This window comes from Vibrio sp. B181a, assembly GCF_030248375.1.
GTDB lineage: Bacteria > Pseudomonadota > Gammaproteobacteria > Enterobacterales > Vibrionaceae > Vibrio > Vibrio campbellii.
The window spans coordinates 1-20,918 of record NZ_JAHGAD010000020.1; the positions used below are offsets into that span (position 1 = coordinate 1).

Below are 20,918 nucleotides of genomic sequence, written 5' to 3' on the forward strand. Positions count from 1 at the left end.
GATTCTCGATTCTCGATTCTCGATTCTCGATTCTCGATTCTCGATTCTCTTACAGCTTATCTGTCAGCTCGATAGCTTGACCGATGTAGTTCGCTGGCGTCATCTCTTTCAGACGTGCTTTCTCGTGCTCAGGAAGCTCAAGACCGTCGATGAAGTTACGCATTGCTTCACCGTCTACACGCTTACCACGAGTTAGCTCTTTTAGCTTCTCGTATGGCTTCTCGATGCCGTAACGACGCATTACTGTTTGTACTGGCTCTGCTAGTACTTCCCAGTTCTTATCTAGTTCAGCAAGAAGTGCTTCGCGGTTTACTTCTAGCTTGCTGATGCCTTTAAGCGTAGAAGTGTAAGCGATGATTGCGTAGCCAACACCAACACCAAGGTTACGTAGAACTGTTGAGTCAGTTAGGTCACGCTGCCAACGAGAGATAGGCAGTTTCTGTGCTAGGTGGCCGAATACAGCGTTCGCAAGGCCTAGGTTACCTTCTGAGTTTTCAAAGTCGATTGGGTTAACTTTGTGAGGCATGGTTGAAGAACCGATCTCACCAGCAATAGTTTTTTGCTTGAAGTGGCCTAGTGCAATGTAACCCCAAACGTCACGGTCGAAGTCAATCAGGATAGTGTTGAAACGAGCGATAGCGTCGAACAGCTCAGCGATGTAATCGTGTGGTTCGATCTGAGTTGTGTATGGGTTCCAAGTAACGCCTAGAGACTCAGTGATGAACTCTTCAGAGAACTTGTGCCAATCTAGCTCTGGGTAAGCAGAAAGGTGTGCGTTGTAGTTACCTACTGCACCGTTGATTTTCGCTAGGATCTCAACGTTTTCGATTTGCTTGAATTGACGCTCCATACGGTACGCCACGTTTGCCATTTCTTTACCCATAGTAGATGGAGAAGCAGGCTGACCGTGTGTACGAGATAGTAGAGGAATATCGCGGTATTCCACTGCTAGTGCTTTGATAGCGTCGATTAGGTTACGGATTTCTGGAAGAATCACGTTCTCACGCGCTTCTTTAAGCATAAGAGCGTGTGAAGTGTTGTTGATGTCTTCAGAAGTACATGCAAAGTGGAAGAACTCGTTTACTGCGTGCAGTTCAGGAACGTCTGCTACTTTCTCTTTTAGGAAGTACTCAACCGCTTTAACGTCGTGGTTAGTTGTACGCTCGATCTCTTTGATACGGCGTGCATCTTCTTCAGAGAAGTTTGCAGCAAGGTCGTCTAGGAATTGGTTTGCTTCTGCGCTAAACGCTGGCACTTCTGCAATTTCAGCAGTAGCAGCAAGCTTTTGTAGCCAGCGGATTTCAACGATAGTACGGTACTTTAGTAGACCGTATTCACTGAAAATTTCGCGTAACGCAATTGTCTTGCTTCCGTAACGGCCGTCTACTGGTGAAACAGCAGTCAATGCTGACAGTTCCATGATGTTCTCCTGAATTGGGTTTCTAAATTTCGTGAGCTTTATACCAATAACTGTGGCAATTGTCACGAATATTGCGCAAACGTTTGCGCGAGATTTGTTTTGGTCTAAAAAAATGAGCTCGCGATAAACGCGAGCTGCTTACTAGATACCTTATTACATTCGAGCAAGAAGGATTTGCGCTTGCTCTACCATCTTTTTGCGTCCGAAGATTAGGTGGCGACGTTTACCGCCAACTTGACGCCAAAGTACTGCACTACGAATACCCGATAACAACAGCGCACGAACTTTGTGCTGGTTAGAGGTTTGTTGCAGTACCGATGGAGTACCAGTTACTTGAATACGAGGACCAATAGGGCTGACTACATCCAAGTAAATGCTTGCTAGGTTGCTGATCATTTGATCATCTAGCAATTCAAAATGTTCCGTTTGACGCTGAGCCATTTGGATGCGATCACCAAGTTGTGACATTGCATCGTTACGACCCGATAGCTTGCGCTCTAATGCCATTAGGCTGATGATGTAGCGAGTGACTTCACTTCCCGATGGGGTGCTATCAATCCCTTTCACCAAGCATTCAAGACCCAGCTTAAGGTCGGCTTCGCGACCGAAAACACCAATGGTGTTCGCTGGGCTAGTATTCAAAATGGCGTTAATTGACGTTTCAAAGGCATCTTGATCACAATGTCCGTCTCTCGCTACCTGTTGAACTAGAGCAACAGCTTGGCAGATACCTGCAAAAGCGATAGTACGGTCATAAAGTGTATTCGCCACGTAACGACTCCTAAGCTTGAGAATATTTAATGCGTTGCTCGATGATGCCGCCACCTAGGCACACGTCATCTTTGTAGAACACAGCTGATTGACCTGGTGTGACAGCAATTTGTGGTTCGTCAAAGATCACTTTAATGTTTTCATCATCGATAGGGATGATTGTACAAGGAATATCTTCCTGACGGTAACGAGTTTTCACTGTGCACTTCATAACATCGCGAATTGGCTCACGATCTACCCAGTGAAGTTGTGATGCAAGTAGACCTTCTGATTTAAGCATTGGGTGGTCTTTACCTTGAACGGCAATCAAAACGTTACGCTCTAGGTCTTTCTCACCAACGAACCATGGGTCTTCGTTACCACCGCCACCTTTGCGGCCGCCGATGTGCAGACCTTTACGCTGACCTAATGTGTGGTACATCAAGCCTTGGTGTTGACCAATCACTTCGCCTTCAGGCGTTTCGATGTTGCCTGGTTGAGCTGGAAGGTAGCGACCTAGGAATTCCGTAAACTTACGTTCACCGATGAAACAAATACCCGTAGAGTCTTTCTTCTTCGCCGTGATCAGATCTTGCTCTTCTGCGATGCGGCGTACTTCTGGCTTCTCTAAATCACCGACAGGGAATAGGCTACGTGCAATTTGCTCGTTGCTTAATGTGTACAGGAAGTAGCTTTGATCTTTGTTGCTGTCTAGGCCACGTAGCATCTGTGGCTTTTCACCGTTCTCTGGGAAAGAGCGACGCACGTAGTGACCCATTGCAATGTAATCAGCGTCAAGCACTTCATCAGCGAATTCTAGGAATGCTTTGAACTTGATTTCTTTGTTACAAAGAATGTCTGGGTTTGGTGTACGGCCTGCTTTGTATTCAGCAAGGAAGTACTCAAATACGTTATCCCAGTATTCAGCAGCAAAGTTGATGGTGTGTAGGTGAATGCCTAGCTTGTCACATACTGCCTGAGCATCAGCAAGATCTTCTGCTGCTGTACAATATTCTTCGTTGTCATCTTCTTCCCAGTTCTTCATGAACAAGCCTTCTACTTGGTAGCCTTGTTGCTTTAGAAGATACGCAGAAACAGATGAATCAACGCCGCCGGACATACCGACGATGACTTTCTTTTGGCTGTTATCAGACATTACTAAACACCACTAAAATTAACGGGACGCAGATTCTACCAGAATCCACTGACCGGGGACAGATCCGAGATCGAAATCACACTTCGATTTTGATGTAAATTTCACCGAAAACAAACCGTGTGTGAGAATTCGATAAGTATAGAAGGGTTATATATGGCATAGTTGGCAAAAATCCAAGAGGAAATATCAAATGACCGAAGAAAACCAATTTATGCAAGAAGCTGAGTTGATTGAAATTGTTGAAAACCAGCTCGAAGATGGCAACCCAATAAAAGTAAAAGAAACCTTAATGCGACTAATGATGACAGGTACGTCACGTGAAGATGCCGTTGCAATGATGGCTTGTGCAATGTCGATTGAGATTTTTGACGTAATGAAAAATGGTGGTGAGTTCAATCTAAAACGCTATACCGAACACCTCGAACAGCTGCCAGATTTAGGTTTCATGGAAGGCGAATAGAGCGTTAGAAAATAAAAAGTAGGGTGCAAACGTTTGCTATACTCGCTTTTATTGCTGCTTTATTGTCAGCGGTATAGAATCCGTTCTCCTTTTCATCCCTTACTCAGACTAACAATATGAAATTTCCTGGACAACGCAAATCCAAGCACTATTTTCCTGTTCATGCTCGCGACCCATTAGTGAGCCAAGCACAAGAAAGCAAGAAGATGACGCGCACTCATATCATCGGCATTGATCAAACGCTGGTTGATATTGAAGCGAAAGTGACAACGGAAGTGATTGAAAAGTACGGTTTGAGTAAAGGACACTCATTGGTAATCGATGATGCGACAGCTGAAGCGCTTTACCAACAATTAAAAGAAGACTGCCTAATTACTAACGAGTATGCAGGTGGTACGATCGGTAATACGCTACATAACTACTCAGTATTGGCAGATGACCGTTCGACGCTTTTAGGTGTAATGAGCCAAGATATCAAAATCGGCAGCTACGGTTACCGTTACCTATGTAACACATCTAGCCGTATGGACCTGAACTACCTACAAGGCGTTGATGGTGCAATTGGTCGTTGTTTCGCTCTTATTACTGAAGATGGTGAACGTACTTTCGCAATCAGCGAAGGCCAAATGAACCAACTTCACCCAGACAATATCCCTGAGAAAATCTTCAAGAGTGCATCTGCTCTGGTTCTTACTGCGTACCTAGTTCGTTGTAAAGAAGGCGATCCAATGCCTGAAGCAACCATGCGCGCGATTGAATACGCTAAGAAACACGATGTACCAGTGGTATTAACACTAGGTACTAAATTTGTTATTCAAGACGATCCAACATTCTGGCAAGAGTTTATTCGCGACAACGTATCTGTTGTAGCAATGAACGAAGATGAAGCAGAAGCGTTAACGGGTGAATCTGACCCATTAGCTGCTTCAGATAAAACGCTTGAATGGGCTGACCTAGTGCTTTGTACAGCAGGCCCTGTTGGTCTATTTATGGCAGGTTACACTGAAGACAGCGCTAAGCGTGAAACGTCATTACCTTTGCTTCCTGGCTCTATTGCGGAATTCAACCGTTACGAATTTAGCCGACCAGCGAAGAAAGATTCATGCGAAAACGCAATTAAAATATATTCGCACATCTCGCCTTACATGGGTGGTCCTGAAAAGATTAAGAACACCAATGGTGCAGGTGATGCAGCATTGTCTGCGGTTCTTCACGATATGGCTGCAAATAAATACCACAAAGAAAATGTGCCTAACTCAAGCAAGCACAATAATGAGTATTTAACTTACTCTTCATTCTCTCAAGTTTGTAAATATGCAAACCGTGCGAGTTATGAGGTGCTAGTACAGCATTCTCCACGTTTATCTCGTGGCCTTCCTGAGCGTGAAGATAGCTTGGAAGAAGCATACTGGGAACGTTAATTTATTATGTTGAATTAGCCAACCTATCACATACGAAAAATGGCGCATTTTGAATGCGCCATTTTTGTATCTATTTATAAATAAAAAGGTTCCACTAGGGAACCTTTTTAAATTTCATAAATCTATTATTAGATTAGGAAATCGTCTAGAGATTTGCCTGCATCAAGTTGCTCTTGGATTGCAGAAGGTGTACGACCTTGGCCAGTCCAAGTTTTTTCTTCGCCGTTAGTATCAGTATATTTGTACTTAGCAGGGCGAGGAGCACGCTTAGATTTTGCTTTAGTTTTTGTTTCACCAGCAAGTGCACTAATTAGCGCTTCAACGTCGATACCGTCTTGAGCGATTTTTTCTGCGATAGCTGCTAGTTTCGCTTCTTGCTCAGCTTGTGCTGCGCGGTCTGCTTCTTCTGCTTCTTTACGCTCTTCAACAACGATAGTTAGTTTATCTAGAGCTTCTTCCAATTGCTCTAGAGTTAGCTCACGAGAAAATGCACGGAGGCTACGGATATTTAGAAGTGTTTTAGTCAGCTCAGACATAACGATTCCTATTAATAGGTTAAAAGTTTCTACATTGCTTATCGAGACGATAAATAAAATGCGAATCTAGATTTAAAAATTAGTGTCCTTATATTTAACTTTATCTTTCTCATATGTGCAAATGCTAATTCATGATTTAGATTAAATTTCTTTAGTTTTTTGGGGAGGAAACAATATTAATTAATCAATTTGAAATCTAATTAGTCATTTCCAACACTTTTCTCTTTATAGATACCATCTTTTTCTCGATCACCTTCATGTTTATTTATCGCTTGAATTTAATTTCTCTTTTTCTGACAGAGAAGGGTGAGATTGTGAATGTTGTTGTCGTCATATTTCTTTCATTTATTGTTACACGTAAAACTATGACGAATTTAATAGTAGTAATAAAGTTTCATAAACGACAACATAGAAGTGATTGCAGTTGCGTAATGTATGATTTGATCACATTCCATTTATAAATCGAAAGTGCGATTATTTATTCATTTAATTTAGTTTGATGTGTTGCATTGGTAGGCCTCATGAGTACAATGGCTGTCACCTGATGCAATATTGCAGACAAATTGTTGTTAATTTGTACAATTGACAGTTAAATGTTTGTTATTGCCGTAGAGGTGCAGTCTCGAAGAGTAGCTATTATTGGGGTGATGCCAATGAATAATAGTGGAAGGCGAGGATTGCCGAAGTAGGTGGCCTATCGAAGCCACTTGCTGGGGTTGTCTCTGAAAGGAACAACACTGCCATAGTATATTTACATTAAACTATGGAGCGCTACTGTAGGGTTGGGTGGAGTGTTCGCTTCCCTGTCGCTAAGTTCAACATGAGCACGTACCGTATGCTACGTGACTTGTCTGCAGTAGATCTCTAGCCAAACTTTGGTTTTTGAAGATCATGAATTTAATAGATTTTGCACATTCTCCTGTTTCGTTATTACCGCCTATTGTCGCACTGACGCTGGCGATTCTAACTCGACGTGTTTTAGTTTCTCTTGGTGTTGGTATCGTACTGGGTGCGGTGCTACTTAACGATTGGTCTATCGGTAACACGGTAGGTTATGTTAGCTCTCAAGTTTCTTCTGTCTTTATTGAAGACGGTGGTATTAATACTTGGAACATGAGCATTGTTGGCTTCCTAATCCTTTTAGGTATGACAACAGCACTGTTAACACTTTCTGGTGGTACTCGCGCTTTCGCTGAATGGGCGCAAACACGAGTAAAAAGTAAACGCGGCTCTAAACTTCTTGCAGCCTTCCTTGGCGTATTCATTTTTGTCGACGATTACTTTAATAGTCTTGCCGTTGGTGCGATCTCTCGCCCAGTGACAGACCGTTTCTACGTCTCTCGCGCCAAGCTTGCGTACATCCTTGACTCAACCGCTGCACCAATGTGTGTGATCATGCCAGCTTCTAGTTGGGGTGCGTACATCATTACCATCATCGGTGGTATCTTGGTGTCGCACGGCATCACTGAGTACTCTGCTCTTGGTGCTTACGTTCGTCTTATTCCTATGAACTTCTACGCAGTATTTGCTCTACTAATGGTATTTGCAGTGGCGTGGTTTGGTCTAGATATCGGTAAGATGCGTGAACATGAAATCGCAGCGTCTCAAGGCCGTGGTTTTGATAAAGATAAAGAGAACGACTCACAAGAAGCACACGACCTAAACGAAGAGCTAGATATTCGTGAAAGCGAGAAGGGTAAGGTTTCTGACCTAATTCTTCCTATCGTAACGCTTATTGTGGCGACTATTGCTTCAATGCTTTACACCGGTGGTCAAGCGCTAGCAGCAGATGGTAAAGAATTTGCGCTGTTGGGTGCGTTTGAAAACACGGATGTTGGTACTTCTCTAATCTACGGTAGTTTACTTGGTCTAGCAGTTGCGTTGTTCACTGTTATTAAGCAAGGTCTACCAATGGTTGAGATTGCACGCACGCTTTGGATTGGTGCTAAGTCAATGTTTGGTGCAATCCTTATCCTTGTTTTCGCTTGGACTATTGGTTCAGTTATCGGTGACATGAAGACGGGTTCTTACCTATCTACAATGGCGCAAGGCAACATCAACCCACATTGGCTACCAGTTATCCTGTTCTTGCTGTCTGGCCTAATGGCGTTCTCTACAGGTACGTCATGGGGTACGTTCGGTATCATGCTTCCAATCGCGGGTGACATGGCTGGCGCAACAGACGTGGCACTAATGCTACCAATGCTAAGTGCGGTTCTAGCTGGTGCAGTATTTGGTGACCACTGTTCACCAATTTCAGATACAACGATTCTGTCGTCAACAGGTGCACGCTGTAACCACATCGATCACGTATCAACACAGTTACCTTATGCATTATCAGTCGCGCTTGTTTCATGCGTGGGCTTTATTGCTCTTGGTATGACAGCTTCAATTGCGTTCTCTTTCATCGCAGCGTCGATTACATTCGTTATCGTTTGCGCGATTTTGTCATGGCTTTCAAAGTCAAAAATGGCATCTTGTCAGAGTGCGTAATTCACTGAATTAAAAAGTAAATTTATAGGAGGCTTCGGCCTCCTTTTTTATTTGTATTATACAATTCGATTTTTTTTAAAATTAAGGGTTGAAAAAAGTAATCAGCTTAGTTAGTGTGGTTACTAACAAAGCAAATGAGAAGAGCCTTGAAATAAGTATGCGTAATTTTGTAATGAACATTCATCACCATCATCACCCAATTTAGTCTTTCGGGAGATGCACGCATACCCGGGAGATAGGAAACTCCCGGAGGTGAAGATCAAAGTGAAAACAGATTTCAAACCCTCGGGAGACCAAAATCTCTCGAGGGTTTTTTAGTTTTACTGGTTTATAAAAATATTCAAATTACCGAATCTGGCACAGGGATAAAGCAATGCAAACACAACGCTTAAGAATTGCAATTCAGAAAAAAGGTCGTCTTAGCAAAGAGAGCCAAGCTCTACTTAAAAAATGCGGCGTGAAATTCAACGTGATGGGTGAGCGCCTAGTGGTTCATTCTGAAAATATGCCAATTGATTTACTTTTGGTTCGTGACGACGATATTCCTGGTCTAATTATGGATGGCGTTGTAGACCTTGGCTTTATCGGTGAAAATGAACTGGAAGAAGTTCGTCTAGATCGTAAAGCTTTGGGTGAACCGTATGAATTTGTTCAACTTCGTCGTCTTGATTTCGGTGGCTGCCGTTTATCTATCGCAATCGACAAAGACGAAGAGTACAACGGCCCTCAAGACCTCGCTGGCAAACGTATCGCTACGACATACCCACAACTGTTAAAAGCTTACATGGATGAAGCGGGCGTTCCTTTCTCAACATGTATGCTTACAGGCTCTGTAGAAGTTGCCCCTCGCGCGGGCCTTGCTGATGCAATCGCTGACTTGGTTTCTACAGGTGCAACGCTAGAGGCGAACGGTCTTAAAGAAGCTGAAATTATCTTCAAATCAAAAGCGACACTCATCCAACGCACTGGTGAATTTGATGCAGATAAAGTAGCGCTAATCGAAAAGCTGTTAACTCGTATGCAAGGCGTACAGCAAGCGAAAGAGTCTAAGTACATCATGCTACATGCACCAGCTGAGAAGCTAGACCAAATCAAAGCACTACTGCCTGGTGCGGAAGATCCGACTGTGTTACCTCTGTCTGCCGACAAGCAAAAAGTTGCGGTTCATTTGGTAAGTACTGAAAACCTGTTCTGGGAAACCATGGAACAACTTAAAGAACTGGGTGCGAGCTCAATTCTAGTACTACCAATTGAGAAAATGATGGAGTAATCGCAATGAGAACAGTCGTATGGCAATCGCTAAGTGAAACGCAGCAAGACTCAATCCTAGAACGTCCTGCAATTACTGAAGGTGCGAATATCACTGCCGCGGTTTCTGAAGTAATCGCAAAAGTTCGCAAAGAAGGCGATGCTGCACTATTGGAACTGACGGAGAAGTTTGACCGTGTGAAACCGGAATCCATCCGTGTTTCCGCTCAAGAAATCGATGAAGCGTCAGCGCGTCTTTCTGAAAAGATGAAAAGCGCATTAGAGCAAGCGTATGAAAACATCACTAAGTTTCACAAAGCGCAAAAGCCACAGCCAATCAAAGTAGAAACTCAACCGGGTGTACTTTGTGAGCAAGTAACGCGCCCAATTCAAAAAGTGGGTTTGTACATTCCCGGTGGCAGTGCGCCATTACCATCGACTGTTTTGATGCTTGGTGTTCCTGCAAAAATTGCAGGCTGTCGTAAAGTGGTGCTTTGTTCTCCACCGCCAATTGCTGACGAGATCCTTTATGTAGCAAAACTGTGTGGTATTGATGAAGTGTACAACGTTGGCGGTGGTCAAGCCGTCGCAGCGATGGCTTACGGAACAGAAACCGTATCTAAAGTTGATAAGATCTTTGGTCCAGGTAACGCTTACGTGACAGAAGCAAAACGTCAGGTAAGTAATGATTTCCGTGGCGCAGCGATTGATATGCCAGCAGGTCCATCAGAAGTGTTAGTGATTGCCGATGAAACCGCAGACCCTGATTTCATTGCTGCAGATCTTCTAAGCCAAGCGGAGCACGGCCCTGACTCTCAAGTGGTACTTGTGACACCTTCACCTGTGATTGCGGATCAAGTGACGGACGCGGTTCAACGCCAACTTAAAGAACTGTCGCGTGCGGATATTGCCGAGCAAGCATTAGCTTCAAGCTTGATTATTATCGCCGAGTCTCTGACTCAATCGGTTTCCATCTCGAACTACTACGGTCCTGAGCACTTAATTGTTCAGACTAAGAATCCACGCGAACTTCTGCCTCTATTAGACAACGCAGGTTCTATTTTCCTTGGTGATTGGTCGCCTGAATCAGCAGGTGACTACGCATCGGGTACTAACCACGTTCTTCCTACTTACGGTTACACGCGTACTTATTCAAGCTTAGGTTTGGCGGATTTCTCTAAGCGTATGACGGTTCAAGAACTGTCTGCTGATGGTCTGAAGAACCTTGCACCAACGGTGGTCACTATGGCTGAAGCGGAAGGTCTGGATGCGCACAAACGTGCAGTGACTATTCGTACTGAAAAATTGACCCGCGTAGAAAAACTGGCAGCGAAGTAAGAGGACAATGAGATGGAAAAGCTAGCGCGTAAACAAGTCCAACAACTTACCCCTTATTTATCGGCTCGCCGAATTGGTGGTACCGGTGACGTATGGCTAAATGCCAACGAATCGCCATTCAATAATGAATACAAAACGGACTTCGCTCGTCTTAATCGTTACAGCGAATGTCAGCCGAAAGAATTGATTTCCGCTTATGCAGCCTATGCGGGTGTAAAGCCAGAACAAACGCTGACTTCTCGCGGTGCAGATGAAGGTATTGAACTACTGATTCGTGCATTCTGTGAGCCGGGTGAAGATGAGATTCTTTACTGTCCACCAACTTACGGTATGTATGCCATCAGCGCAGAAACCATCGGTGTAGAGCGTAAAACCGTGCCACTAACGTCAGATTGGCAACTAGACCTTGCAGGTGTCGAAGCTAATCTGGATAACGTGAAACTGGTTTTTGTATGTTCGCCAAACAACCCAACGGGTAACTTAGTTAAGCGCGAAGATATTGTCTCTCTGCTTGAGATGACAAAAGACCGTGCAATCGTGGTGATGGATGAAGCGTACATTGATTTTTGCCCTGAAGCATCAACGGTAGATTTACTGGCGCAATACCCGAATCTCGCAATTCTGCGTACTCTGTCGAAAGCTTTCGCGCTTGCTGGTCTGCGTTGTGGATTTACGCTTGCGAACGAAGAGCTGATTAATGTACTTCTTAAAGTTATCGCACCGTACCCAGTACCGGTGCCAGTAGCAGAAATTGCGACTCAGGCGCTTTCGGAAGCTGGCTTAGCACGAGCGAAGTTCCAAGTTCTCGATCTGAATGCAAACCGTGCCTACTTGCAAGTTGGTCTTTCAATGATTCCGGGGTTGGAAGTGTTTGAAGGGTGGGGGAACTACCTATTGGTGAAATTCCCAGATGGCGATGGGCTTTTCAAAGCCGCTTGGGAGACGGGGATTATTTTACGTAACTCGCCAATTGAGAACTGCGTACGTATCAGTGTGGGTAACCGTGACGAGTGCGAAAAAACACTTGGATTTATTAGAAACTACTACGCATAAGTAGAGAAAAATTTATCGCTCTTGCTCAATAGCGGGAGCGCCAAAAGAATAGCAATAAGGAAGTTCGAGTGAGCAAACAACAAAAAATCCTTTTTATCGACCGTGATGGCACCTTAATTGTTGAGCCGCCAGTTGATTTTCAAGTCGACCGTTTAGACAAACTAAAGCTAGAGCCATTTGTTATCCCAAGCTTGTTGTCGTTGCAGGATGCAGGATACCGCCTAGTGATGGTAACTAACCAAGATGGTTTGGGTACCGACAGCTATCCACAAGCAGACTTTGATGCTCCACACAACATGATGATGGAGATCTTTGAATCTCAAGGTGTGAAGTTCGATGATGTGCTGATTTGTCCTCACTTTGATGAAGATAACTGCTCTTGCCGTAAGCCTAAATTGGGCTTGGTAAAAGAGTACCTTCAAGGTGGCAAAGTGGATTTCCAAAACTCTGTTGTGATTGGCGATCGTCAAACTGATCTTCAACTTGCAGAAAACATGGCAATTCGTGGCATTCAATACAACCCAGAAGCCATGGGTTGGAAACAGATCCTAAAAGATCTCACGGTGAAGGCACGTGTTGCTGAAGTGGTTCGCACCACGAAAGAAACAGACATCAAAGTTGTAGTTAACCTTGATGAACAAGGCGGCAATGACATCTCTACTGGTCTTGGCTTTTTTGACCACATGTTGGATCAAATCGCGACGCACGGTGGATTCCAGATGGTGTGCAAAGTAGAAGGTGACCTGCACATTGATGATCACCACACGGTAGAAGATACCGCTCTTGCTTTGGGTCAGGCGTTGAAAGAAGCACTGGGTGACAAACGTGGTATTGGTCGCTTTGGCTTCAGCCTGCCAATGGATGAGTGCTTGGCACAATGTGCACTGGACCTATCTGGTCGTCCTTACCTTAAGTTCGACGCGCAATTCAGCCGTGAGCAAGTGGGTGACCTTTCAACAGAGATGGTGGTTCACTTCTTCCGCTCTCTGACTGACACCCTAGCGTGTACGCTGCACCTTTCTTCTGCGGGCAACAATGATCACCACATCATTGAGAGCCTATTTAAAGCGTTTGGTCGTACTTTACGCCAAGCAATCAAAGTAGAAGGCACTGAGCTACCAAGTAGTAAAGGCGTGCTTTAAGGCTCACGTTAGCAAGGAGAAAAACAGTGACAGAACAGAAAGTTGTCATTATCGATACTGGCTGTGCCAACGTCTCTTCGGTGAAGTTTGCCATTGAACGCCTAGGCTATGACGTAACGATTTCAAAAGATCCACAAGTTGTATTGGCAGCTGACAAGCTATTTCTACCGGGCGTGGGAACCGCCAGTGAAGCGATGAAGAACCTAGAAGAACGCGATCTTATCAGCTTGGTAAAACAGGTAGAAAAGCCATTGCTAGGTATCTGTTTAGGCATGCAACTGTTGGGCAAAGTGTCTCAAGAAAAAGGCCAGAAAGCCGACGAGTTAGTCGAGTGTCTTGGACTTTGTGATGGCGAAGTGAAGTTGCTACAAACCGGCGATTTACCGCTGCCGCATATGGGGTGGAACACAGTGTCTGCAAAAGCAGGTAACCCATTGTTCAAAGGCATTGAAGAAGGTGAGTACTTCTACTTTGTACACAGCTTTGCAATGCCTGTCGGGGAGTACACGATTGCTGAGTGTGAATACGGCAACCCGTTCACAGCAGCAGTACAAAGCGGTAACTACTACGGTGTGCAATTCCACCCTGAGCGTTCTTCAAAAGCGGGCGCGAAGCTTATTCAAAACTTCTTAGAATTATAAAAGGGATTTAGTGTGATTATTCCAGCTCTTGATTTAATTGAAGGACAGGTGGTTCGCCTTTATCAAGGTGATTACGGTCAAGTTACCGAGTACAAAGTCGACCCAGCAGAGCAGTTTAATTTGTACCACCAAGCAGGTGCTAACTGGCTACACTTAGTGGATTTAACTGGCGCGAAAGACACCACAGCACGTCAACTTGATTTGATTGCAAAGCTATTAGCAAGTACGCCAGCGAACATCCAAATTGGTGGTGGAGTGCGTACAGAGCAGGACGTGATTGATCTGTTAGAAGCCGGTGCGCAGCGCGTTGTAGTTGGCTCTACAGCGGTAAAACAGCCAGAGCTTGTGAAAGGTTGGATGGAAAAATACGGCGCAGAGAAAATCGTTCTCGCGCTAGACATCAACATCGATCAAGACGGCACACGTAAGGTAGCGATCTCTGGTTGGCAAGAAGATTCAGGCGTGACTATCGAAGCTTTGGTCAACGATTATCTGACGGTAGGTCTACAGCATGTGCTTTGCACGGACATTTCTCGTGACGGTACGCTAGCAGGTTCAAACGTTGAGCTTTACGTCGACTTATGTAAACAGTACCCGCAAGTGCAGTTCCAATCTTCAGGTGGCATCGGTTCATTAGCGGATATCGAAGCACTAAAAGGCAGCGGTGTTGCTGGCGTGATTGTTGGTCGTGCATTGTTAGATGGTAAGTTCACAGCAGAGGAGGCGTTTGCATGTTGGCAAAGCGAATAATTCCATGTCTTGATGTTCGTGATGGACAAGTGGTGAAGGGCGTCCAGTTTCGCAACCACGAAATTATTGGTGACATCGTTCCTCTGGCGCAGCGTTATGCTGAAGAAGGCGCAGACGAGCTTGTGTTCTACGATATTACCGCTTCAAGTGATGGTCGTGTCGTCGATAAAAGTTGGGTCGCTCGCGTTGCAGAAGTGATTGATATCCCGTTCTGTGTGGCTGGTGGCATTAAATCAGCAGAAGACGCGGCGCGCATTCTTGAGTTTGGTGCAGATAAGGTATCTATTAACTCTCCTGCCTTGGCGAACCCTCAGTTGATTACTGACCTTGCTGATAAGTTTGGTGTGCAATGTATCGTCGTTGGTATCGATTCATACTACGACAAAGAGACGGGCAAGTATCAGGTTTACCAGTTTACTGGTGATGAAGAACGCACCAAAGCGACCCAATGGGAAACGCGTGATTGGGTGCAAGAAGTACAAAAGCGCGGCGCTGGTGAAATCGTGCTGAACATGATGAACCAAGACGGTGTACGTAACGGCTACGACATCGAACAACTGAATATGGTGCGTGAAGTGTGTAACGTGCCATTGATTGCATCGGGTGGTGCAGGTGCCATGGAGCATTTCGCAGAAGCCTACCAAAAAGCAAATGTGGATGGCGCGCTTGCCGCATCGGTATTCCACAAGCAAGTCATCAATATTGGTGAACTAAAGCAGTATTTGAAACAACAAGGCATTGAGGTACGACTATGAGTGTGAAAGCCGCCGAAGTAAGTTCGCTAGCTGAGCGAATCAACTGGGAAAAGGTGGATGGTCTGGTACCTGCCATCGTACAAGATTTCCAATCAAGCCAAGTGCTGATGATGGGTTACATGAACCAAGATGCGTTGGCAAAAACGGGCGAAACAGGTCAAGTGACGTTTTTCTCTCGTACCAAGCAACGTCTTTGGACGAAAGGTGAGACCTCTGGCAACGTATTGCAACTAGTGAACATGCAGCTAGATTGCGACAACGATACGCTACTGGTGAAGGTGAATCCCATTGGTCCTACGTGCCACTTGGGTAATACAACTTGCTGGGATGTGGACCCTCAAGAGGAGTCACAAATGGTGTGGCTTCATCAACTTGAGCAGCTATTGGCTGCCCGCAAGAGTGCCGACCCAGATTCCTCTTATACTGCCAGTCTTTATGCCCGTGGCACCAAGCGTATTTCGCAAAAAGTGGGCGAAGAAGGCGTTGAAGTCGCGCTTGCGGCGACGTCGGGCGATAAGGCGGAGTTAGTGTGTGAATCGGCAGATTTGATTTACCACTTAATGGTATTGCTTCAAGACCAAGGCTTATCGATGAATGACGTAGTGAACAAACTGAAAGAGCGTCATAAATAAGTTTGTTGTAGATAAGTGAAAGTCCCTATGCTCTCGAGCCTAGGGGCTTTTTTAGTTTAGTGTTCTTGGTTCGAGGTAAACCCTGACAACAGTGCTGGTGGCGATTAGATTCTGAATCACGCTCGTCCCTCGCTGTTCAGAATGACGGTATATTTTCTAATGGTGTTTGCAGTAGAGTTATTTACTTCAAACAGATACATATATTTACGTCATTCCGACGAGCCTAGGCGAGATCAGGAATCTAATCAAAGCGAGCTCAATAAGCTAAGCGTGGATGATCTTACCCACAACACTTCTTAAACTTCTTACCACTTCCACAGATACACGGATCGTTACGACCTACTTTTAGGCTACTCACTGGCTGGCTTAAGCGAGGATCTTGTTCCGACTCTTCTTCAGGAAATGTGCCTTCAATGTAGTACCAAAGCCCATCTTCTTTCACGAAACGAGAACGTTCTGTCATGCAGTAGCGTTTGCCGTCTTCATCAAAGTAAGCGTTGAATTCAACAAAACCTTCATTCTCGTTGCTACTCGCTTCGGCTTTTATCACCTCAAGCTTGCACCAGTCGCTGTCGATGGATTGGGCAATGCCTTCACGTTGCTCTTCTGCATTACAGCTTGGGTGGTATGTGTTCACCACGTAATCCACCAGACCTAGTACATGCGCACTGTAACGAGAGCGCATTAGCTGCTCCGGAGTGGTGACGTCAGCATGGTTATTGTGGGCAATTTCACAACACTGTTGGTAGGTGCGGTTAGAGCCGCAAGGACAAGAAGAAGCCATAAAATGAAATCTCGATTAATTAAGCGGTAAAAACAAACAACCTCACATAAGTGAGGCTGGAGGTATTCTTTGGGGCATTATAGCGATTTAGGGCGTTTGAGACAGCAGTTCTTGAGCCCAAGCTGTGGATTGGCTGAACGCTTTGGCTAATTGTGGCTCAGTCAGTTTAAGTGCGCTACCGTACTTTTCCGTTGTTTCCCAATCGGCTTTTTCGTAAGCGATGATCATCGAAAGAAGATAGCCTAATACGCCTTTGCGACTTGTGAGCGCTTGCTTGATTTCCTCATCAACTGGAATGTCACTGATCACGTCGCAAAGCGGTTGGTCTAATAGTGAACCTAATAGTGAGAACATTCCTGTTAAAAACGCTTGGCCGGGATCGTATTTAGTGTTCATCTGGCTGAGCAAAATTTCACACATACGCGCGCGCTGAATCGCTAAAGAGTACAAAGAGTCAGGTTTATCTTCGTGCACTGAAGCAATGGCAACAAGAGAAATAAAGCGTCTTAAGCGTTCTTCACCAAGATAAACCAGCGCCTGTCGGAAAGACTTAATCTTAGTGGTGAGCGTGTAACCCGAGTTTACATAAGTCATTAGCTTATAAGACAGGGTCACATCGATTGAAAACAGGCGTTCGACTTCATTGAAATTGATGGGTTTGTCTGCGATCTCTTTACACAGTTGAATAACCGTCAAAAACGCCGGGTTAAGGCGTTTTTTCTGAATCATCTCAGGTTTACTGAAAAAGTAGCCTTGGAAGTAGTTAAAACCAGCATCCATTGCCTGTTCAAACTCTTCATAGGTTTCGACCTTCTCGGCTAAAAAGTCGATACCAAAGTGGCCAAGTGATTGAATGTAAATCGCGGCCTTTTCGATAGGGACTAAGCGAATGTCGAACTTGATGATCGCAACATAAGGTAAAAAACGCTTCCAAGCTTTAGTCGGAACAAAGTCATCTAACGCAACGCGATAGCCAGATGCATGTAGATGTTTGATTGCATGAAGTAACTCGTCTGTTGGCTCACAATCTTCCAATACTTCAACCACGAGTGATTCATTGGGAAACAGAGTAGGGACGAGATTGACCAAGCTTTGGTATGGAAAATTAACAAAGCCGAGCTTATCACCCAGAGTACTGTAGTGCGTGGTGAGGAAATGGTCAGATAGAAGTCGACTAGTAGCCAGCTCAGGTTCTACTTCTGGAAAGGTATTTTTCGGACCGTCACGGAAGAGAAGCTCATACCCGATGGTACGCTTTTCTCTATCCAGTATCGGTTGGCGAGCTACATATGAATACTTCAATGCGGTACTTTGTTCTGTTTAACTGAGTAATACGATGATAGCGATTTTCTGTAAAATTTCTATGCTTTGCGCGTCAATCTTCTACACGCTCGACATGCTTTACTTCAATTCTGTGTCAAACGGTCGTGTTTGCAAGTCAAAATTGCCAGAATCTACTTTTAAAACCGAGCCTTGGCTATACCAATCACCTAAGACAATACGTGTTGTTTTAACACCATTTAATTCAAAAATATGTGTATTTGGGCGGTGCGTGTGACCGTGAATCATCAGGTTGACGCAGTTTTGAGACATAACGCGCTCTACTTCGCCTTGGTTAACGTCCATGATGTCGAGAGACTTGGTTTGTTTGTCGTCTCGAATGTCTGACTGAACTTTAGCGACAATTCTTTTCTTAACGAACCAGGGAATACGATTAAACAACCATTGAAGCCATGGCTTATGAACGGTTTTTCGAAACTCTTGGTATTTCACATCATCAATGCAAAGTGTATCGCCATGCAGAATCACGGCTTTTTGACCATAAAGATCAATTGTGCAGACATCATCAAGCAATGTCATACCGGTTTCTTTGCAAAAGCGTTTACCCAGTAAGAAATCTCGATTGCCTTGGATGAAGAAGGTTGGCACACCAGAATCCGTCAGAGCTTTAAATTCGCTACGGATTTGACTTGCAAAAGGGGTGTTGTCATCGTCACCAATCCAGAATTCGAACAAATCACCAAGCACGTACAGTGCGTCGGCATGGATTGCTTCTGAACGCATGAACGTAACAAAGCACTCCGTGATATCAGGACGTGATGGGGTAAGATGAAGATCAGATATAAATAATGTCGTCATAGAAATAAGGGGAAGCGACGCCTCCCCACAAACTTATCTCTTGGCAGCAATTCTAAAGAATTACTCTTCGATTGTTGTACCAGTGATCACTACGTCTTCTAGAGGTACGTCTTGGTGCATGCCGTAAGAACCAGTGCTCACACCTTTGATCTTGTTTACGATGTCCATGCCTTCGATTACTTCACCGAATACACAGTAACCCCAACCATCTAGGCTTTCGCTACGGAAGTCTAGGAACGTGTTGTTGTTTACGTTGATGAAGAACTGAGAGCTTGCTGAATGCGGCTCCATAGTACGAGCCATAGCAAGTGTGCCAACTTTGTTGCTAAGACCGTTGTTTGCTTCGTTCTTGATTGGTGCACGTGATGCTTTTTCACGTAGACCAGACTCCATACCACCACCTTGGATCATGAAGCCGTCAATAACACGGTGGAAAAGAGTGTTGTCGTAGAAACCGTCGCGGCAGTACTGAAGGAAGTTTGCGCTAGTCTCTGGCGCTTTCTCTTCGTTTAGTTGAATCTTGATGTCACCAAAATTAGTGTGAAGGGTGATCATGCTACTTTCCTTTACTGTGTTGTATTGAAACTGCGATTCTAGCCTAAGTTATTACGCTTTAAAAACTCAGGAAGAACAAATTAATAGTTTTGTGCTTGAAGTTTAGCCGATTATCGTTTTATCCGTGAATTGCTATTACCTAATAAGGTCTGAGTTGTTATACTCGGCCTTCTTGTTATCCATTCACAATCATAGATAGAGATCATGTTAAAGATATATAACACACTCACAAGACAGAAAGAGGAATTCAAACCAATTACAGCCGGCAAAGTTGGCATGTATGTCTGTGGAGTTACCATCTACGATCTCTGTCATATCGGTCACGGTCGTACTTTCGTTTCTTTCGATGTGGTTTCTCGTTACTTGCGTTACCTTGGTTATGACCTAACGTTTGTACGTAACATCACTGATATCGATGACAAAATCATCAAACGTGCAGCAGAAAACGGTGAATCTTGTGATTCATTGACAGAGCGCCTGATTGGCGAAATGCACGCTGACTTCGATGCACTGAACATGAAACGCCCTGACGTTGAGCCTCGTGCAACTCAGTTCATCGCTGAAATCATCGAATTGGTTGAAAAGCTAATCGAGCGCGGTTTCGCATACGTTGCAGATAACGGCGACGTAATGTTTGAAGTAGGCAAGTTCAACGAATACGGCAAACTGTCTAAGCAAGACCTTGAACAGCTGCAAGCTGGTGCGCGTGTTGATATCGAAACGGCAAAACGCAGCCCACTGGACTTCGTACTTTGGAAGATGTCTAAACCGGGTGAACCAACATGGGAATCACCATGGGGGCCAGGTCGTCCAGGTTGGCACATCGAATGTTCTGCAATGAACTCTTCAATCCTAGGTAACCACTTCGACATTCACGGCGGTGGCTCTGATCTGCAGTTCCCACACCACGAGAACGAAATCGCGCAATCATGCTGTGCACACGACACTCAATACGTGAACACATGGATGCACAGCGGCATGGTAATGGTAGACCGTGAGAAGATGTCTAAGTCTCTGGGTAACTTCTTTACTATCCGTGATGTTCTTGGTCACTACGATGCTGAGACGGTTCGTTACTTCCTAATGTCAGGCCACTACCGTAGCCAGCTAAACTACAGCGAAGATAACCTAAATCAAGCACGTGCTTCTCTTGAGCGTCTATACACATCTCTACGTGGTCTCGATCTAAACGCAGCGCCAGCAGGTGGTGAAGAGTACGTATCTCGCTATACTGCAGCGATGAACGACGACTTCAACACGCCAGAAGCTTACTCAGTACTGTTCGACATGGCGCGTGAAGTAAACCGTCTTAAGACAGAAAACCTAGAGAAAGCGAGCGAGCTAGGTGCGCTAATGCGTGAACTGGCTGACGTGATCGGTATTCTTCACCAAGATCCAGAAGCGTTCCTAAAAGGTGACGCTGGTAACGATGATGAAGTGGCTGAAATCGAAGCACTAATTAAGCTACGTAACGACTCTCGTGCAGCGAAAGACTGGGCTAACGCAGATATGGCTCGTGATAAGCTGACGGAGATGGGCATTGTTCTGGAAGATGGTCCAGAAGGCACAACGTGGCGTCGTAAGTAATTGAATCTTTTAAAAGGGCTGATGATTCAGCCCTTTTCTTTACAAGCTTTTATAAATT

At 44.8% G+C, this 20,918-nt stretch carries 20 protein-coding genes, 1 riboswitch and 1 other annotated feature; of the genes, 12 read left to right on the top strand and 8 right to left on the bottom strand.

Going from position 1 to position 20,918, the window contains the following annotated elements:
* Positions 1-49: 49 nt before the first annotated feature.
* From purB to mnmA, 3 genes are all read right to left on the bottom strand, one after another.
* Positions 50-1,420 carry an adenylosuccinate lyase gene (gene purB / locus KIO97_RS09240; RefSeq protein ID WP_005378198.1) on the bottom strand — a complete coding sequence of 457 codons (1,371 nt, stop codon included), beginning with the start codon at positions 1,418-1,420 and terminating at the stop codon, positions 50-52.
* A 153-nt stretch (positions 1,421-1,573) separates the two neighbouring features.
* Positions 1,574-2,191 (bottom strand): high frequency lysogenization protein HflD, encoded by a 618-nt coding sequence (gene hflD / locus KIO97_RS09245; RefSeq protein WP_005427511.1) that lies wholly within the window; start codon positions 2,189-2,191, stop codon positions 1,574-1,576.
* 10 nt (positions 2,192-2,201) lie between these two features.
* Complete coding sequence (gene mnmA / locus KIO97_RS09250) at positions 2,202-3,326, bottom strand: tRNA 2-thiouridine(34) synthase MnmA (protein WP_005427513.1); 1,125 nt, start codon at positions 3,324-3,326, stop codon at positions 2,202-2,204.
* A gap of 190 nt (positions 3,327-3,516) precedes the next feature.
* On the opposite strand from mnmA, the gene KIO97_RS09255 reads away from it, so the two are divergent.
* Together KIO97_RS09255 and KIO97_RS09260 are read left to right on the top strand one after the other, a co-directional pair.
* Complete coding sequence (locus tag KIO97_RS09255; RefSeq protein ID WP_285382126.1) at positions 3,517-3,786, top strand: hypothetical protein; 270 nt, start codon at positions 3,517-3,519, stop codon at positions 3,784-3,786.
* A 116-nt stretch (positions 3,787-3,902) separates the two neighbouring features.
* Positions 3,903-5,207, top strand: coding sequence for an inosine/guanosine kinase (locus KIO97_RS09260; protein ID WP_005427518.1), 1,305 nt, complete (start codon positions 3,903-3,905; stop codon positions 5,205-5,207).
* Positions 5,208-5,335: 128 nt separating this feature from the next.
* On the opposite strand, the gene KIO97_RS09265 is transcribed toward KIO97_RS09260, so the two are convergent.
* Positions 5,336-5,743, bottom strand: coding sequence for an H-NS family nucleoid-associated regulatory protein (locus tag KIO97_RS09265; protein WP_005427520.1), 408 nt, complete (start codon positions 5,741-5,743; stop codon positions 5,336-5,338).
* 601 nt (positions 5,744-6,344) lie between these two features.
* Positions 6,345-6,525, top strand: a riboswitch (Lysine riboswitch).
* Between the two features lie 109 nt (positions 6,526-6,634).
* Here KIO97_RS09265 and tet(35) point away from each other — a divergent pair.
* The 9 genes from tet(35) to hisIE all read left to right on the top strand — a co-directional run bounded on the left by tet(35) (position 6,635) and on the right by hisIE (position 15,795).
* Complete coding sequence (gene tet(35), locus KIO97_RS09270; protein ID WP_010646127.1) at positions 6,635-8,236, top strand: tetracycline efflux Na+/H+ antiporter family transporter Tet(35); 1,602 nt, start codon at positions 6,635-6,637, stop codon at positions 8,234-8,236.
* Positions 8,237-8,416: 180 nt separating this feature from the next.
* Positions 8,417-8,555, top strand: a sequence feature (His leader region).
* A 54-nt stretch (positions 8,556-8,609) separates the two neighbouring features.
* The gene (gene hisG / locus KIO97_RS09275) at positions 8,610-9,506 is read left to right on the top strand and encodes an ATP phosphoribosyltransferase (protein WP_005427525.1); all 897 of its coding nucleotides are present in this window, start codon (positions 8,610-8,612) and stop codon (positions 9,504-9,506) included.
* A 5-nt stretch (positions 9,507-9,511) separates the two neighbouring features.
* Positions 9,512-10,822 (top strand): histidinol dehydrogenase, encoded by a 1,311-nt coding sequence (gene hisD / locus KIO97_RS09280; protein ID WP_081234134.1) that lies wholly within the window; start codon positions 9,512-9,514, stop codon positions 10,820-10,822.
* Positions 10,823-10,834: 12 nt separating this feature from the next.
* Positions 10,835-11,875, top strand: coding sequence for a histidinol-phosphate transaminase (gene hisC, locus KIO97_RS09285; protein ID WP_285382129.1), 1,041 nt, complete (start codon positions 10,835-10,837; stop codon positions 11,873-11,875).
* A 68-nt stretch (positions 11,876-11,943) separates the two neighbouring features.
* Positions 11,944-13,017 (top strand): bifunctional histidinol-phosphatase/imidazoleglycerol-phosphate dehydratase HisB, encoded by a 1,074-nt coding sequence (hisB, locus tag KIO97_RS09290; protein WP_285382131.1) that lies wholly within the window; start codon positions 11,944-11,946, stop codon positions 13,015-13,017.
* A gap of 26 nt (positions 13,018-13,043) precedes the next feature.
* Complete coding sequence (gene hisH / locus KIO97_RS09295; RefSeq protein WP_017819522.1) at positions 13,044-13,658, top strand: imidazole glycerol phosphate synthase subunit HisH; 615 nt, start codon at positions 13,044-13,046, stop codon at positions 13,656-13,658.
* A gap of 12 nt (positions 13,659-13,670) precedes the next feature.
* Entirely contained in the window at positions 13,671-14,408 is a 738-nt protein-coding gene (gene hisA, locus KIO97_RS09300; protein WP_285382133.1) for a 1-(5-phosphoribosyl)-5-[(5-phosphoribosylamino)methylideneamino]imidazole-4-carboxamide isomerase, read from the top strand.
* A complete protein-coding gene (gene hisF / locus KIO97_RS09305) occupies positions 14,390-15,163 on the top strand; it encodes an imidazole glycerol phosphate synthase subunit HisF (protein WP_004749837.1) in 774 nt (257 codons plus the stop codon). Before hisA ends, hisF begins: the two co-directional genes overlap by 19 nt.
* Positions 15,160-15,795, top strand: coding sequence for a bifunctional phosphoribosyl-AMP cyclohydrolase/phosphoribosyl-ATP diphosphatase HisIE (gene hisIE / locus KIO97_RS09310; RefSeq protein ID WP_005533681.1), 636 nt, complete (start codon positions 15,160-15,162; stop codon positions 15,793-15,795). Before hisF ends, hisIE begins: the two co-directional genes overlap by 4 nt.
* A 280-nt stretch (positions 15,796-16,075) precedes the next feature.
* Here the strand turns inward: hisIE and KIO97_RS09315 are convergent, their stop codons facing one another.
* The 4 genes from KIO97_RS09315 to KIO97_RS09330 all read right to left on the bottom strand — a co-directional run bounded on the left by KIO97_RS09315 (position 16,076) and on the right by KIO97_RS09330 (position 19,273).
* Positions 16,076-16,579 (bottom strand): YchJ family protein, encoded by a 504-nt coding sequence (locus KIO97_RS09315; protein WP_285382136.1) that lies wholly within the window; start codon positions 16,577-16,579, stop codon positions 16,076-16,078.
* Positions 16,580-16,666: 87 nt separating this feature from the next.
* Positions 16,667-17,881 carry an EAL and HDOD domain-containing protein gene (locus tag KIO97_RS09320; RefSeq protein ID WP_005533683.1) on the bottom strand — a complete coding sequence of 405 codons (1,215 nt, stop codon included), beginning with the start codon at positions 17,879-17,881 and terminating at the stop codon, positions 16,667-16,669.
* Positions 17,882-17,980: 99 nt separating this feature from the next.
* Entirely contained in the window at positions 17,981-18,718 is a 738-nt protein-coding gene (gene lpxH / locus KIO97_RS09325; protein ID WP_285382138.1) for a UDP-2,3-diacylglucosamine diphosphatase, read from the bottom strand.
* A gap of 60 nt (positions 18,719-18,778) precedes the next feature.
* Entirely contained in the window at positions 18,779-19,273 is a 495-nt protein-coding gene (locus KIO97_RS09330; RefSeq protein ID WP_005533685.1) for a peptidylprolyl isomerase, read from the bottom strand.
* 204 nt (positions 19,274-19,477) lie between these two features.
* On the opposite strand from KIO97_RS09330, the gene cysS reads away from it, so the two are divergent.
* A complete protein-coding gene (cysS, locus tag KIO97_RS09335) occupies positions 19,478-20,860 on the top strand; it encodes a cysteine--tRNA ligase (RefSeq protein WP_010646112.1) in 1,383 nt (460 codons plus the stop codon).
* The last annotated feature ends 58 nt before the right edge of the window (positions 20,861-20,918 follow it).

Coding starts and splice junctions, on each gene's coding strand:
- cysS (WP_010646112.1), top strand. CDS start 19,478: ATGTTAAAGATATATAACACACTCACAAGACAGAAAGAGGAATTCAAA.
- KIO97_RS09315 (WP_285382136.1), bottom strand. CDS start 16,579: ATGGCTTCTTCTTGTCCTTGCGGCTCTAACCGCACCTACCAACAGTGT.
- KIO97_RS09330 (WP_005533685.1), bottom strand. CDS start 19,273: ATGATCACCCTTCACACTAATTTTGGTGACATCAAGATTCAACTAAAC.
- hisD (WP_081234134.1), top strand. CDS start 9,512: ATGAGAACAGTCGTATGGCAATCGCTAAGTGAAACGCAGCAAGACTCA.
- purB (WP_005378198.1), bottom strand. CDS start 1,420: ATGGAACTGTCAGCATTGACTGCTGTTTCACCAGTAGACGGCCGTTAC.
- hisG (WP_005427525.1), top strand. CDS start 8,610: ATGCAAACACAACGCTTAAGAATTGCAATTCAGAAAAAAGGTCGTCTT.
- KIO97_RS09255 (WP_285382126.1), top strand. CDS start 3,517: ATGACCGAAGAAAACCAATTTATGCAAGAAGCTGAGTTGATTGAAATT.
- hisIE (WP_005533681.1), top strand. CDS start 15,160: ATGAGTGTGAAAGCCGCCGAAGTAAGTTCGCTAGCTGAGCGAATCAAC.
- mnmA (WP_005427513.1), bottom strand. CDS start 3,326: ATGTCTGATAACAGCCAAAAGAAAGTCATCGTCGGTATGTCCGGCGGC.
- lpxH (WP_285382138.1), bottom strand. CDS start 18,718: ATGACGACATTATTTATATCTGATCTTCATCTTACCCCATCACGTCCT.
- KIO97_RS09260 (WP_005427518.1), top strand. CDS start 3,903: ATGAAATTTCCTGGACAACGCAAATCCAAGCACTATTTTCCTGTTCAT.
- hisF (WP_004749837.1), top strand. CDS start 14,390: ATGTTGGCAAAGCGAATAATTCCATGTCTTGATGTTCGTGATGGACAA.
- hisC (WP_285382129.1), top strand. CDS start 10,835: ATGGAAAAGCTAGCGCGTAAACAAGTCCAACAACTTACCCCTTATTTA.
- KIO97_RS09265 (WP_005427520.1), bottom strand. CDS start 5,743: ATGTCTGAGCTGACTAAAACACTTCTAAATATCCGTAGCCTCCGTGCA.